This is a genomic window from Nocardiopsis sp. NPDC006139 (assembly GCF_040614155.1).
In the GTDB taxonomy this organism is placed as follows: domain Bacteria; phylum Actinomycetota; class Actinomycetes; order Streptosporangiales; family Streptosporangiaceae; genus Nocardiopsis; species Nocardiopsis changdeensis.
The window spans coordinates 190,061-204,448 of the sequence record NZ_JBEXTT010000004.1; the positions used below are offsets into that span (position 1 = coordinate 190,061).

The 14,388-nt window shown below is 72.8% G+C and carries 11 protein-coding genes; 3 read left to right on the plus strand and 8 right to left on the minus strand.

The genetic code is table 11. The features are described 5' to 3' along the window. Positions 1-82: 82 nt before the first annotated feature. Complete coding sequence (locus tag ABZ249_RS07010) at positions 83-883, minus strand: fumarylacetoacetate hydrolase family protein (RefSeq protein ID WP_220563130.1); 801 nt, start codon at positions 881-883, stop codon at positions 83-85. Between the two features lie 261 nt (positions 884-1,144). Here ABZ249_RS07010 and ABZ249_RS07015 point away from each other — a divergent pair, with 261 nt between their 5' ends. From ABZ249_RS07015 to ABZ249_RS07025, 3 genes are all read left to right on the plus strand, one after another. Continuing rightward, the gene (locus tag ABZ249_RS07015) at positions 1,145-1,909 is read left to right on the plus strand and encodes a DUF3152 domain-containing protein (RefSeq protein ID WP_355258758.1); all 765 of its coding nucleotides are present in this window, start codon (positions 1,145-1,147) and stop codon (positions 1,907-1,909) included. A 29-nt stretch (positions 1,910-1,938) separates the two neighbouring features. Continuing rightward, complete coding sequence (locus tag ABZ249_RS07020) at positions 1,939-2,379, plus strand: Rieske (2Fe-2S) protein (RefSeq protein ID WP_355258355.1); 441 nt, start codon at positions 1,939-1,941, stop codon at positions 2,377-2,379. A 64-nt stretch (positions 2,380-2,443) separates the two neighbouring features. After that, a complete protein-coding gene (locus tag ABZ249_RS07025) occupies positions 2,444-4,168 on the plus strand; it encodes a hypothetical protein (protein WP_355258358.1) in 1,725 nt (574 codons plus the stop codon). Positions 4,169-4,236: 68 nt separating this feature from the next. On the opposite strand, the gene ABZ249_RS07030 is transcribed toward ABZ249_RS07025, so the two are convergent. The 7 genes from ABZ249_RS07030 to ABZ249_RS07060 all read right to left on the minus strand — a co-directional run bounded on the left by ABZ249_RS07030 (position 4,237) and on the right by ABZ249_RS07060 (position 14,377). After that, positions 4,237-5,634, minus strand: a complete 1,398-nt coding sequence (locus ABZ249_RS07030; RefSeq protein ID WP_355258361.1) for an ABC transporter substrate-binding protein — start codon at positions 5,632-5,634, stop codon at positions 4,237-4,239. A 71-nt stretch (positions 5,635-5,705) separates the two neighbouring features. Next, positions 5,706-6,611 (minus strand): carbohydrate ABC transporter permease, encoded by a 906-nt coding sequence (locus ABZ249_RS07035; protein WP_355258364.1) that lies wholly within the window; start codon positions 6,609-6,611, stop codon positions 5,706-5,708. Then, on the minus strand, positions 6,608-7,510 hold the full coding sequence (locus tag ABZ249_RS07040; RefSeq protein WP_355258761.1) for a sugar ABC transporter permease: 903 nt from the start codon (positions 7,508-7,510) through the stop codon (positions 6,608-6,610). Before ABZ249_RS07040 ends, ABZ249_RS07035 begins: the two co-directional genes overlap by 4 nt. Positions 7,511-7,869: 359 nt before the next feature. Then, positions 7,870-9,486 (minus strand): citramalate synthase, encoded by a 1,617-nt coding sequence (cimA, locus tag ABZ249_RS07045; protein WP_220563132.1) that lies wholly within the window; start codon positions 9,484-9,486, stop codon positions 7,870-7,872. 316 nt (positions 9,487-9,802) lie between these two features. Continuing rightward, a complete protein-coding gene (locus ABZ249_RS07050; protein WP_220563133.1) occupies positions 9,803-10,927 on the minus strand; it encodes a branched-chain amino acid aminotransferase in 1,125 nt (374 codons plus the stop codon). Positions 10,928-11,146: 219 nt separating this feature from the next. Then, positions 11,147-12,208, minus strand: coding sequence for a 3-isopropylmalate dehydrogenase (locus tag ABZ249_RS07055; protein WP_220563134.1), 1,062 nt, complete (start codon positions 12,206-12,208; stop codon positions 11,147-11,149). A 588-nt stretch (positions 12,209-12,796) separates the two neighbouring features. Further along, entirely contained in the window at positions 12,797-14,377 is a 1,581-nt protein-coding gene (locus ABZ249_RS07060; RefSeq protein WP_355258369.1) for a glycosyltransferase family 2 protein, read from the minus strand. Between the last annotated feature and the right edge of the window lie 11 nt (positions 14,378-14,388).

Sequence of the window (14,388 nt, forward strand, 5' to 3'; positions counted from 1 at the left end):
CCCTTCCGGTGAGGTGTCGGGCGGCGGCCGGGGCCGCCCGGGGACGGTGCGGCCCGGCCGGGTCGCGGCCGGGCCGGGGCCTTCAGTCCCGGGCGACGACCCGGTTGCTGATCGTGCCCAGCCGCTCCACCGTCACCGAGACCTCCTGGCCGACCCGCACCGGGCCGACGCCGGCGGGTGTGCCGGTGAGGAGGACGTCGCCGGGGAGCAGCGTCATGAATGAGGTGACGTAGGAGATCATGCCCGGGATGTCGTGGATGAACTGTGATGTTCGTCCACTCTGCCGGACCTCGCCGTCCACGGTGGTGGTGACCGCCAGGTCCTGCGCCTCGTCGATGCTCAGCCCGGTGGTGATCCACGGACCGATCGGGCAGAAGGAGTCGAACCCCTTGGCCCGGGTCCACTGCTTGTCCTTCTGCTGCAGGTCGCGGGCGGTGACGTCGTTGGCGACGGTGTACCCGAAGATGACGTCGGCGGCCCGCTCCCGGGGCACCTCGCGGCAGGGCCGGGAGATGACGATGGCCAGCTCGCCCTCGAAGTCGACCCGCTCGGAGACCGCCGGGTGGAAGATCGGGTCCGTGGGCCCGGCCACGGCGGTGGACGGCTTGAGGAAGACCACGGGCTCCTCCGTGGTCTCGCCCGTGATGTCCTGCATCTCCGCGACGTGGTCGGCGTAGTTCTTGCCGATGCAGACCACCTTGGTGGGCAGGACCGGCGACAACAGGCGGACGTCGGCGAGCTTGGCCCTCTCCCCGGTCAGCTTGATGTCGCCGAGCAGCGGGTGCCCGTTGAGCCTGGCGACGTACTCGTCGCCGCTGTCGGTATCGGTCTCCACGAGGCCGAACCCGACCTCGTCACCGGCCGCGAACCGTGCGATGCGCACTGCTTGTCCTCCCAGATCGACACGTTTGCGCTTGCAGGTTATCCGCGCCCGCCCCCGACGGCACGACGGCGGTGCCGCACCTCCGGCTTGGCCCTCCCCACGGCCGCGGTCATGGCATGCTGGGGTCCGTCGTCCGTTACTGAGAGGTGCCCCGTGCCCACGTCCGCTCCGTCCCCGCGGGGCCGTCGCCGCCGGCCCCGCCGGTACTCGGCGGGTCTCGCCCTCGGCCTGTGCCTGGTCTCGGGCGCCTCCGCCGTGCTGATGGTCAGCGTGCCGCCGCCGTTGCAGGACTCGGGCACCCCCGCGGGCTCCTCCGGGCCGGTCGGCGACGGGACGCCCGGCGCGGCCGGGACCCCGCCGGAGGCCAGTGCCGACGGGCGGTCCGAGGAGTCGGCCGCCCCGGCGTCCCCCTCCCCCTCTCCCTCCGAGGAGGAGAAGGAGGAGGACGAGCCGGTGCTGCTGCGCTCGGTCGTGGAGGAGGTCGACACCGCCGACGGCGAGTTCTCCGTGCTGGAGGGCGAGGGCGACGTCATGGGCGAGGGGCCGGTGACGACGTTCGCCGTGGAGGTCGAGAAGGGCCTGCCCGGCGAGGCCGAGGACTTCGCCGAGGCCGTCGAGCTGATCCTGGGCGACCCGCGCAGCTGGGGCGACGACGGGAAGCGGTCGATGCAGCGGGTGGACGGCGACGACGCCGACATCCGGGTGCTGCTGGCCGCCCCCGACACGGTCGACCGCCTGTGCGCGCCGCTGCGCACCAACGGGTACGTCTCCTGCGCCAACGGCAACCGGGCCATCATCAACCAGAACCGCTGGGTGGCCGGGGTCCCGCACTTCGAGGGCGACCTGGAGACCTACCGGATCTACCTGATCAACCACGAGGTGGGCCACACCCTGGGCCACGGCCACGTGTTCTGCCCGGGGGAGGGCGAGACCGCCCCGGTGATGCAGCAGCAGACGCTGGACCTCCAGGGCTGCGAGGCCAACGGCTGGGTGTACCCGGACAACGACCCGCCCGGGGACGACTGACCCCGGTCCCGAACAGAGAGGCCGCACCCGTGAACGTTCCCTTCCCGCTGAGCAGGAGGGCGGTCCTGGGCGCGGCCGCGGGCGCGGCCACCGGCGCCGTCGCCGCCTGCTCGGGCCCCGGACAGGGCACCGGGGCCCCGGCCTCCCCCTCCCCCGAGAGCGCTCCGGCGCCCTCACCGGAGGAGTCCGTGGCCACCGTCGAGGAGGTGCCGGTCGGCGGCGGCGTCGTCCTGCCCGGGGCCGCCGTGGTCCTGACCCAGCCGGAGGAGGGCGAGTTCCGGGCGTTCTCCACCACCTGCACCCACGAGGGCTGCCCGGTGGACGAGGTGGTCGGCGACGAGATCGTGTGCCCGTGCCACGGCAGCCGGTTCTCCATCGCCGACGGCTCCCGGACGGACGGCCCGGCCTCCGAGCCCCTGGAGGAGTACCCGGTGACCGTCACCGGGGAGGGCGGCCTGGTCGTCGGCTGACCGCGAACCGCGGCGGGCGCCGGGGGATCCCACCGCCGACACCGACCGGTACGAAGGGCCGCCGATGACGTCTTCCGCAGCACGCTCCTGGGCCGAGGCGCAGGCCGGGGGGTTCGCCCTCTCCCCCGCCGCCGCCGACCTGCTCGAGGAGCTGTACACCCCGTCCCTGCCCGCGGCCGCGGCGGAGTTCGACCGCGAGGTGGCCGCCCTGCCCGCGGACCACCTGCCGACCTGGGGGCTCACCAGCCGCCGTCCCGGCACGGGGGCGGACCTCCTGCTGGACGGCCTGGACCATGACACCCTCCGCCGTGTCCTGGTGTGGTCGCTGGCGACCATGCCCCCGTACACGGGGCCGGAGGAGGCGGCACCGGCCCGCACCGAGGAGGAGGCCCGGCGGCACCGGCGGATCCAGCGCCACTTCTCCCGCTCCGCGCTGGACTGGGACGGCGCCACCCTCCCGCTGCTGCTGCGCACCTGCGCCCTGGGGCTGCGCCCCTCCGACCTGGCGGTGAACGCCTGCGCGAAGGCGCCGCGCCACGTCCTGGCCGCCTCCGCCGACACCGTCCGCGCGGTGGCCGCCCACCTGGAGGAGTGGCTGGTGTCCGTCCCGGCCGAGGACCGGGACCGGGAGCAGGCCCACCACCGGCTGCTGGGGGCCCTGCTGGAGCTGGGCGAGGCCCCCGCCTCCCTCGACGGGCTCTGCTACGCCGGGGACCGGTTCTTCGACCGGCTGCGCGCCGCGCGCCCGGACCTGCTCACCGCTCCGGGGCTGCCCGCCCTGCTCGTGCACTCCCTCCAGCCCTTCCACGGGGACACCTGGCGACAGGGCCTGCCCGACCTGCTCACCGGGTTCACCGACCTCGACGGGGCGCTGCGCGGGTTCCTGGAGGTGGCGCTGGACCTGCCCGACCTGCCCGATCCCGTTCCCGCCCTCACCGCGCGGGACCGCCTCGACCACCACCTGCCGGGGCACGTCCGCCACCGCGGGGAGAAGTACATCGCCGTGCACGCCGGCCACCTGCTGCGGGGGATGTCCGAGCTGTTGCCCCTGCTGGACCCGGTCCCGCGGTGGGCGCCGGACCTGCTGCGCCGCCTGGTGCTGCACCTGGGCGTCCCCGCGGCCGGGCGCGGCCCCCGGGCGCTGGACAGGGCCGGCTCCTTCCTCCTCACGTTCAACCGGCTGCCCGGTCCGGAGTCGCTGGCGGCCCTGGTGGAGATCCGCTCCGAGCTCCGGGACCGGACGGCGGTGGGGTACGCCGACGCCACGCTGAGGACGGTGGCCGACCGCATGGGCCTGTCCGCCGCCGAGGCCGCGGAGCGCACCGTCCCCGCGCACGGGCTCGGCCCCGACGGGACCCGCACCGAGCGGGTCGGCGGCCACAGCGTGACGGTCGCCGTGACGGAGGGGGGAGTGGCCCTGCGGTACACCGGACCCGACGGGAGGACCGGCTCCCGGGCGCCCCGGGAGCTTGCCGCGGAACACCCCGAGGCCCTCAAGGAGGCCAAGGACCGGGCGGCGCGCGTCCGCAGGACCTTCAAGGCCGAGCAGGAGCGCCTCGGCGCCCTCGGGGGCCACGCCCCGGCACTGGGCGTCTGGGTCTCCTCCTACCTGGAGCACCCGGTGACCGGGCCGGTCGCCCGCGGCCTGGCCTGGGCGGTGGACCCCGACGGCCGGCCCGGCACCCCCGAACGCGACGGCGGCCACTGGCTGCTGCGCGCCGACGACGGCGGGGTGCTCCTGCACACCGCCGACGCCCCGCCCGCGACCCGTGTGCGCCGCGCCCCCTGACCCGCCCGCCCCGGACACCGCCGCGGGCCGGAGGACGCTCCCCCGGCCCGCGGTCCTTGAAGCGGGGGTCACTCCTCCACGGAGGCGTTGTACTCCTCGATGGGGGTGGTCAGCCGGTCGGCGGCCGCCGCCATGGCCTCCTCGGCGGGGGTGTCACTGGTCAGGGCGGTCTCCCAGCCCTCCTCGGCGGCGGCGCGCGCCTCCGCCATGACGCCCATCATGCACCCGGCGGTGTTCTCGTTGATCTCGGAGTCGGCGAGCTGGGCCGCCGCCACGGAGAACTGCGGGAACTCCTCGGCCCGCTCCTGTGCCTCCGGACCGTCGTAGCCCTCCGTGTTGACGGACAGGTAGCCGGTCCCGGCGTGCCACTTCGACTGGGACTCGGGGGTCAGCAGGAACTGCACGAACTCCCAGGAGGCGCGGACCTCCTGCTCGCTGTGCCCCTCGCCGTTGATCCACAGGGAGGCGCCGCCGATGATCGAGCCGCCCGGGTCGCCCGCGGCGACCAGCGGGAAGTACCCGGCGCCCACCTCGAAGTCGGCCTGCTCGATGAAGCCGCCCAGCGAACCGGTGGACTCCAGGGTCATCGCGACCCGGCCCGAGTTGAACGCGGCCTGGGCCTCGTCGGTGTTGCGGCCGATCTGGAGGGCGAGCTCGTCGTCGACCATCCCCTGCCACCACTCGACCATCTCGACGACCTTGGGGGCGTCGAAGAGCACCTCCGCGGCCCGGCCGCTGCGGCCGTTGGAGTTGTCGCAGTAGGGGACTCCGGCACGGGCCATGAACTGCTCGATGAACCAGCCGTAGACGGCGGCCCCGAACCCGTACTGCACGACGGTGCCGTCGTCGTCGCGGACGGTCAGCTTCTCGGCCGCCTCGCGGATCTCCGCGAGGTCGGCGGGCGGGGAGTCGGGGTCCAGGCCCGCCTCCTCGAAGGCGTCCCGGTTGATGTACATCAGCGGGGTGGAGTTGTTGAACGGGAAGGACCGCAGCTCGCCGTCCACCGTGAAGTAGTTGAGCAGCGCGTCCTCGATCGGCCCGGTGTCGTAGCCGTCCGCGTCGATGAAGGACTGCGCGGGCACGGTCTGCCCGGAGTCGATCATGAACTGGGTGCCCAGGTCGAAGATCATGATCAGCTCGGCGGTCTCGCCCTGCTGGATGGCGGCCCGGTGGTTGGCCAGCGCGGTGTCGTAGTCGCCCTGGAAGGAGCCGGTGACCTCGATGCGGCCCTCGTTCTGGGCGTTGAACTCCTCGATGAGACCGTCGAGCACCTGTCCGTTGGTGGCGTCCATGCTGTGCCAGAACTCCACCTGGACCGCCTCGTCCAGGCCCTCCAGGACCTCCGCGCCGGGTGCGGTGAGGGTGCTGTCGCCACCACCGCCGCCGGAGCAGCCGCTCAGGACCAGGCCCAGGCCGGTGATCAGGGCGGCGGCACGGACCGCGTGCCGCCGGGGGGAGATTCTCATGCTTCGTCGCTTCCTGTGGTCGGTAGGGGGACCGCACCCGGGTTCTCGGGGTGCGGGCGATCGGGGTCCGGCTACTTGACCGCCCCGGCCGTGAGCCCGCGGACGATGAAGCGCTGTCCGAAGACCACGAGGGCGAGGGTGGGCAGGACGGAGAGGGCCGCTCCGGCCAGGAGCAGGCCGGGGTCGGACGCCTCACCGGTCTTGAGGCTGTTGAGTCCGATCTGGAGGGTCTGCATCTCGGTGCTGCGGGTGATGATCAGCGGCCAGAAGTACATGTTCCAGCTGGTGATGAACACGTAGACGCCGACGGCGCTGAGCGCGGGACGGCTGAGCGGGACGAGGACCGTCCACAGGAACCGCAGGTGCCCCATGCCGTCCATGCGCGCCGCGTCGTACAGCTCCCCGGGGAACTGCTTGAAGCTCTGGCGCAGCAGGAACGTGCCGAAGGCGTAGGCCAGGAAGGGCATGACCAGGCCCGCGAAGGTGTCGGTGAGGCCCCAGGAGGCGATGGTCAGGTAGTTGGGGATGAAGGTGGCCTCGCCCGGGACCATCAGGGTCGCCAGGAACAGGGCGAAGACCACGGCCGATCCGCGGAAGCGCAGGAACACGAAGGCGTAGGCGGCCAGGGCCGAGGTGGCCAGCTGGGAGACCGTGATGATCCCCGCCATGAGGAGCGAGTTCCCGTACATGCGCACCAGCGGTACGGCGTTCAGGGCGGCCGTGATGTTGTCCGTGTGCAGCCCGGTGGGGAGCAGCTGCGCCGGGAAGGTCGACAGCTCCCTGGGGTCCATGAGCGCTCCGGCGAACACGTAGTACACCGGGAACAGGGTGGGGACCAGGAACACGAGCAGCAGCAGGTAGAGCACCGCCCGGCCGAGCAGGAAGCGCGGGGAGGGCCGGTGGCGGCGGCGCCGGGGCTCCGGAGGGGCCGGGGCCGGGTCGCCGCGTCCGACGGTGGTGAGGGGGGCCGCGGTCATGCGTAGTGCACCTTCCGCTCGATGACGCCGAACTGGACCGCGGTGCACACCAGGACCACCAGCAGCAGGACGAGGGCCTGGGCGCTGGCCCGGCCGAAGTCGCTGGTGCTGTAGGCGAAGGCGTGCTCGAAGATGGAGTAGACCAGGGTGGTCGTGGAACCGCTGGGCCCGCCCCGGGTGAGGATGTGGATCTGCCCGAAGCCCTGGAGGGCGTTGATCGTGGAGATCACGATGAGGAAGAACAGCTGCGGGCCGAGCATGGGGACGGTGACGTCGCGGGCCAGGCGCACACCGGTGGCCCCGTCGATGCGGGCGGCCTCGTTGACCTCCCTGGGTATGGAGCCGATCCCGGCGGCCAGGACGAGCACCCCGTAGCCGAGGTTCATCCAGACCGTGGTGATGCACACCGACCACAGGGCCATCTCCTGGGAGGTCAGCCAGGGGACCTGGGAGAGCCCGACGCGGTACAGGATGCCGTTGAGCACGCTGTTGCCGGAGCTGTAGAACACCACGAAGATCACCGAGGCGCTGGCCACGGAGAACGCGAAGGGCAGGGCGAAGGCGCCGCGCAGGATGCGCTGTCCGCGGATGACGCCCTCCAGCAGGAGGACGATGACGAGCGCGCCGAGCACCCCGGGAACGACGGTGCCGAGCGTGAAGAGCAGGGTGGTGAGCAGGACCTCGCCGAACTCGGGCGAGGCCATTTCGGCGAAGTGGCCGAACCCGACGAACCGGTCGGGCCTGCCGATGATGTCGTTGCCGTGCATCGACAGGTACACGGTGCGGCCGAGGGGATAGGCGAGGAAGAGCGCGAACACCGCGATCGAGGGCGCCAGGAACGCCCAGGCCAGCACGGTCTCCCTGCTCTGGCGGGTACGGCGCGCCTGCGGGGGTTTCAGGGGTGCGGTGGCCGTCGGGGTGGTGGTCGCGCCCCCTCCCCCTCCGGTGGGGGTGGTTGGTGAGGACACGCCCCGCAGTCTTGTCCGGGCGGGTGACCGCTTCCCCCCTGCGGGGGGAACGGTGTGCCAACGGGGGGACGCGGGGCGGTTATGTCCGGCACCGATCACCGCTCGTAACGTGCGGGTTCACCAGAAGTTCGCGGCATCGAGCGACGCGGAACACGGTGGCCGCACCCCGGGGACGGCGTCCACCGCCCCCGAAGGTCGGCGGGCGCGGTCCGGGGGCCCGCCGCGCGGGACGGGTCCCTCGTCCGGGGCCGTCCGGTCGAGGGGCCCGTGCCGCGGCGGGCGGCCGTCCGTCACACGTCGCGTTCGCGCGGGTACCCCTGGCGCAGCAGGCCGTAGTTGAAGGCCTGCTCCAGGGCCACCCAGGAGGCGTCCACGACGTTGGGGCCCACGCCCACGGTCGTCCACTCCCCCGCGCCGTCGCTGAACGTGACGAGCGTGCGGGTGATGGCGTTGGTGCCCGAGCTGCCCTCCAGGATGCGGACCTTGTAGTCCACCAGCTCCAGTCCGGCCAGCGCCGTGTACACGCCCTCCATGGAGGAGCGCAGCGCCCGGTCCAGCGCGTTGACCGGGCCGTTGCCCTCGGCGGTGGCGATGACCCGCTCGCCCTTGACCGTCAGCTTGACGGTGGCCTCGGTCAGGCTCTCGTACGCGCCGAACAGCGGTGCCCCGTCCCGGGGGCGGCGTTCGGTGATGACCCGCCACGACTCCGTCTCGAAGTAGCGGACCGGCTCGCCCATCTCCTCCCGCAGCAGCAGCTCCAGGGAGGCGTCGGCCGCCTCGAAGCTGTACCCCGACAGCTCCAGGCCCTTGACCCGCTCCACGACCCGGCCCGACAGGGCGCGGTCGCCGGCCAGGTCCAGGCCCAGCTCCTGGGCCTTGAGCTCGATGGACGCGCGCCCGGCCATGTCGGAGACGAGCATGCGCATGGTGTTGCCGACCAGCGCCGGGTCGGTGTGCTGGTACAGGTCGGGGTCGACCTTGATCGCGGAGGCGTGCAGCCCGGCCTTGTGCGCGAACGCCGACACCCCCACGTAGGGGCGGTGCGTGTCCGGGGCCAGGTTGACGATCTCGGCGACGGCGTGCGACACCCGGGTCATCTCCTCCAGGCAGCCCTGGGGGAGCACGTCCATGCCGCGCTTGAGGGTGAGCGCCCCCACCACGGCGAACAGGTCGGCGTTGCCCACCCGCTCCCCGTAGCCGTTGGCGGTGCACTGCACGTGGGTGGCGCCGGCGTCCACGGCGGCCAGGGTGTTGGCCACGGCGCACCCGGTGTCGTCCTGGGCGTGCATGCCCAGCCGGGCGCCGGTGGCCTCGCGCACCTCGGTGACGGTGCGGAAGACGTCGTCGGGGAGCATGCCCCCGTTGGTGTCGCACAGGATCACGACGTCGGCGCCGGCGCCGGCCGCGGTGCGCACGACGTCGAGGGCGTAGGACGGGTCGTGCCGGTACCCGTCGAAGAAGTGCTCACAGTCCACGAACACGCGCTGGCCGTGTTCGCGCAGGTAGGACACCGTGTCGGCGATCATGGCGAGGTTCTCGTCGAGGGTCGTGCGCAGTGCGCGCTCGACGTGCCGGTCGTCACTCTTGGCGACAAGGGTGACGACCGGCGCGCCGCTGTCGCGCAGCGCGGCCACCATGGGGTCGTCGGCGGCCCTCACACCGGCCCGGCGGGTCGCGCCGAACGCGGTGAGTTGCGCGTGCTTCAGCGAGAGCTCTTGTGAAGCCCGCTGGAAGAATTCGGTGTCCTTGGGGTTCGCCCCCGGCCACCCTCCCTCGATGAACCCCACCCCGAAGTCGTCCAGCAGCGCGGCGATGGCCAGCTTGTCGGAGACCCGGAGATTGATCCCCTCGCGCTGGGCCCCGTCGCGCAGCGTGGTGTCGAAAACGTGGAAACCGTCGTTCCTCATGGGTGGAACTCCCGAAGGTGGATGCTGTGGAGGACCGACCCGGACCCGGCCAACAAAAAAGACCCCCCATGGACATGAGAGGTCTGCGCGCCGGCCAGGTCCGTTGTCAGCCGGCGCGCCTCACGATGATGATCACCTGAGACGGCATGCGGCCAGTGTGCCACAGGACGACGTCCGTGACCCCGCCCGCGGACCGATTGTCCCAACATGTGGGACAGTGATTTCTCCCACTGGACGAATCGGGCGGGGCCGGGCCGGACGCCGCGGGCCGCCGGGGAGACCCCGGCGGCCCGCGTTCGGTGTCCCGCGTCCGGGTCTACTTCCCGAAGCGGGTCACCCAGCCGTGCTCGTCGGGGCGCTGCCCGGTCTGCACGCCCACCAGCTCCTCGCGCAGGCGCATGGTGATCGGGCCGGGGGTGCCGTCGCCGATGGTGAACTCGCCCTCGTCGCTCTTGACGAACCCGACCGGGGTGATCACCGCGGCCGTGCCGCAGGCGAAGACCTCGGTCAGCTCGCCCGACTCGGCGGCCTTGCGCCACTCCTCGGTGGAGATCGGCTTCTCCTCCGCCGGGATGCCCAGGTCGGGGGCGAGGGTCAGCAGCGACTCGCGGGTGATGCCGGGCAGCAGCGTGCCGGTCAGCGGGGGCGTGCGCAGGCGCGCGTTCTCACCGGAGCCGAACACGAACCACAGGTTCATGCCGCCCATCTCCTCGACCCAGCGGTGCTCGCGGGCGTCCAGCCAGACCACCTGGTCGCAGCCCTTCTCCACGGCCTGGGCCTGGGCCAGGAAGCTGGCCGCGTAGTTGCCCGCGAACTTGGCCGCGCCGGTGCCGCCGGGGGCGGCGCGCGTGTAGTCCGTGGACAGCCAGACGGTGACCGGCTTGATGCCGCCCGAGAAGTAGGAGCCGACCGGGGAGGCGATGAGCAGGTAGACGTAGCTGCGGGAGGGGTGGTTGACCCCCAGGCCGACGTCCGTCGAGATCATGAACGGGCGCAGGTAGAGGCTGAAGTCGGGCTTGGTGGGGACCCACTCGCCGTCGTGCTCCAGCAGCAGCTCGATGGACTTGAGGAACAGGTCCTCGGGAAGCTCCGGCATGGCCATGCGGGCGGCGCTCCGGTTGAAGCGGGCCGCGTTGGCCTCGGGCCGGAAGGAGGCCAGGGAGCCGTCGGGGTGGCGGTAGGCCTTGAGCCCCTCGAAGATCTCCTGGGCGTAGTGGAGCGCGGAGGTGGCCGGGTCCAGGCTCAGCGGGCCGTAGGGCTCCAGCTTCGCGTCGTGCCACCCCTTGCCCTCGGTGTAGCGGATGCTCACCATGTGGTCGGTGAACACCTGGCCGAACCCCGGACTCTCCAGCAGTGCCTCTCGCTCCTGCGGGGTCTTCCGCCGGTCGGAGAGCTGGATGTCGAACGCCAACCCGCTCGTGGTGGTGTTGTCGTTGGTCATGACTCGTCGGTCCTCTCGGGTGCATCAGGTCGGCAGCGCCGCCGACCTGGGATCTAGTCTGTCGGAAGAGCGCACCCTGTGCCAGAGCGGGAGCAACGGGCCCGTAACACGGCGAGGGCGCGCCCGGGGATGTCCGGGCGCGCCCTCACGGGTGTTCGCGGTGGCTGTGCCGGTCGGCCGCGCCCTGGTCCATCGACGGGGCAGGGCCGACGCGGGGCGTCAGCCCTGCTCGGCTACTCGCGCGGCGAGGTCGTCGCCGATGCGGGAGGTGGAGCGGGTCTCGCCGGGGGCACGGGACTTGAGGTCGGCGGAGACCGCGGCCTCGATGCGGCGGGCCGCCTCGGGGACGCCGAGGTGGTCCAGCAGCATGGCGGCCGACAGCACGGTGGCGGTCGGGTCGGCCTTGCCCTGCCCGGCGATGTCGGGGGCCGAGCCGTGGACCGGCTCGAACATGCTCGGGAAGGTCCGGTCCGGGTTGACGTTGCCGCTGGCGGCCAGCCCGATGCCGCCGGTGATGGCGGCGCCGATGTCGGTGATGATGTCGCCGAACAGGTTGTCGGTGACGATCACGTCGAACCGGGCGGGCTGGTTGACGAAGAACATCGCCGCGGCGTCGACGTGGCAGTAGTCGACCGAGACCTGCGGGTACTCGGCGCCGACCTCGCGGACGACGCGCTGCCACAGCTCGCCCGCGAAGGTCAGGACGTTGTCCTTGTGGACCAGGGTGAGCTTCTTGCGCGGGCGCTCGGCGGCCTTGGCGAAGGCGAAGCGGACGACGCGCTCCACGCCGAAGCGGGTGTTGACGCTGTCCTGGGTGGCGATCTCGTGCGGCGTGCCCTTGCGCAGGACGCCGCCGGCCCCGGCGTAGGGGCCCTCGGTGCCCTCGCGGACGACGAGCATGTCGATGTCCTCGGGGCCCACTCCGGCCAGCGGGCTCTCCACGCCGGGGTACAGGCGCACGGGGCGCAGGTTGACGTAGTGGTCGAAGTCGAAGCGCAGGCGCAGCAGCAGGCCGCGCTCCAGGACGCCGCTGGGGACCGTGGGGTCCCCGACCGCGCCCAGGTAGACGGCCTCGTGCTGCGCCAGCTCCGCGGCGACGGAGTCGGGCAGGGTCTCGCCGGTGCGGTGCCAGAGCCGGGCGCCGAGCTCGTACTCGGTGGTCTCGACGGCGAGGTCGTGCCGGGCGGCGGCGACCTCCAGCACCTTGAGGCCCTCGGCGACGACCTCGGGTCCGATCCCGTCGCCGGGGATGACGGCCAGTTTCACCGTGCGCGCTGCCATGCGGCCTGCCTCTGCTCCGATCGCGATCCCACCGGCTACTTCTCACATGGTGAGATCAGAATGAACACTGAATGAGACAACCATACCGGTCCGCGAGACCGGCGGCGTCCGTCGCCCGACCTTTCAGTCGCGGCGGTTCAGGGCGTCCTGGAGCGCGCGGTGGATCTCGTCGTCGACGTCGGAGGCGGACGGGTACTCGACCATGTCGTACATCATGTGGGACTCCGATTGCGGTGCGTGACCGGCATCGCGTGCACTCGGGCCGGATGGGCGCGCCGTGCGGATGCCGCGGTCCACGGTGACCGCGAGAGATGAGAGAAAGACGGGAGCGTGGTTCCCGGCGGGGTCGCCGGGGCCGCCTCCGCGGACCCGGGTGGGGGCGGGCGGAAGCGGCGGACGGCGGCGTCGACCGGTGGAGTCGGACACCGCTGGCTCCTAGGACGACAGAATATCGGATGTCCAACTATGTGGCCAGAAGTTCTCACGATGTGAGACGACCGCGTGTCGCCGCAGGTGGGAGCGCCCGCGTTCCACCTCGGAACAGAAGGGGTGCGGCCTCCGATCGGACACCGCGCCCCTGCCCTGTCGTCAGCGCGTCCCCCACAGGGTCAGCCCGGTCCAGCGGCCCCGTGTGAGCGCACGGATCCGCCGCTCCCAGCGGTCGGCCTCCTCCTCGGCCCGCTCCGCCTTCCGGAGCGCCTTCTTCAGGCGCCTGTCCCAGTCCGAGGGGGGAGGCTCCGGCGCCTCCCCCGTCGCGGCGACCGCGTCCCGGTCCGCCTCCGCCGTCCCCCACACATCGGCCACGACGGCGTCCGGGTCCTCCGGGGAGGCGCCCAGGAGCCGGGCCCGGGCGAAGGCCGAGGTCCGCTCCAGCCGCGGTCCCCCGCCCCGGGTCAGGACCAGCCCCGCCCGCTCCCTGTCGGCGATCCCCGCCATCACCGCCAGGGCATGGGGCGCCACCGGGAAACCCGCCGGCACCAGCAGCCGGAAGGGCGCGTCCGGGTGCGGCTCGAATCCCCCCTCGCAGAAGCGGACCCTCGGTTCGCAGCGGTAGTACTCCTTCAGCAGGCGCACGTCGAGGTCCGGGTCGTCCAGCATCCCGTGCCGTCCGGGGCCGGCCTTGGACCACTCCCCCGAGAGCACCACCTCGATGTCCGCGGGCGCACCGCCCAGGAGTCCGTCCACCACGGCCGCGACCCCGTCGTAGCCCTGCCCCCGGGTGTCCACCGCGATCTGCGCGTAGGGGACCCGCCAGGAGCGCCACGCCGCCTGTCGGCGGCTCCACATCAGGGGGATCCGGTCCTCCTTGGCGGGCCGCGAGGCCCGCAGGACCCGCGGTCCGTCGTGCTCCGTGGCGGGCACGCCCAGATGCCGGCCGACCGCCTCGGGGTCGGGGACGAAGACGGCCCCCCGCTGGGCCAGGCGGTAACCGAGCTCGCTGTCCTCGCCCAGGCTCAGGGCGGGGTCGATGCCCCCGGCCTCCTCCAGGAAGGCCCGGCGGACCGAGAACGAGGCCCCGGTGAACACCTCCCAGGCGCGGTGCGCCGCACCCGCCGGCCCCGCGACGGCCTCCAGCAGTTCGGCGATCCACGCCGGCCGGGCGGCGTTCTCCCGCCGGCGGCGCGGCCACTCGGCGGCGAGGACCATACTCCTCACCCCCTCGGGGGTCAGGTCGTGGAAGGGTCCCTCCTCGAACACCGTGTCACCCAGGACCGCGAGGTAGTCGGCCAGGTGGTGCCAGCGCATCTGCGCCTCCAGGTGGTCGCGGAACACCACCATGTCCGCGTCCAGCCGGAGCACCACCTCGCCCTCGGAGGCCAGGACCCCCGAGTGGACCGCGTGCCCCGGCCCCCAGCCGCCGGGCGGGGCCGGTACCAGCCGCGTGTTCTCCGGGCGCAGCTCCGGCAGCCGCAGAGCCGGAGCACTCCCGTCGTCCACCACCACGACCTCGGTCAACGACGGCGGATACCCCTGCGCCGCCAACGAGGCCAACGTCAGGTCCAGCTTCTCCTGCCCCCCGAACGCCGGGACCACCACACTCACACCCAGCACCGGAGACCACTCCCCCAGCGCCGGAGGGCCCAGCACGGTGTGGTCGTTGCGCCGGACCACGGGCCGCGGCGCACACGCCGCGCCCGCGGGGAGGCCCTCGGAACGGACACCCGTCACAGCGTCACCCC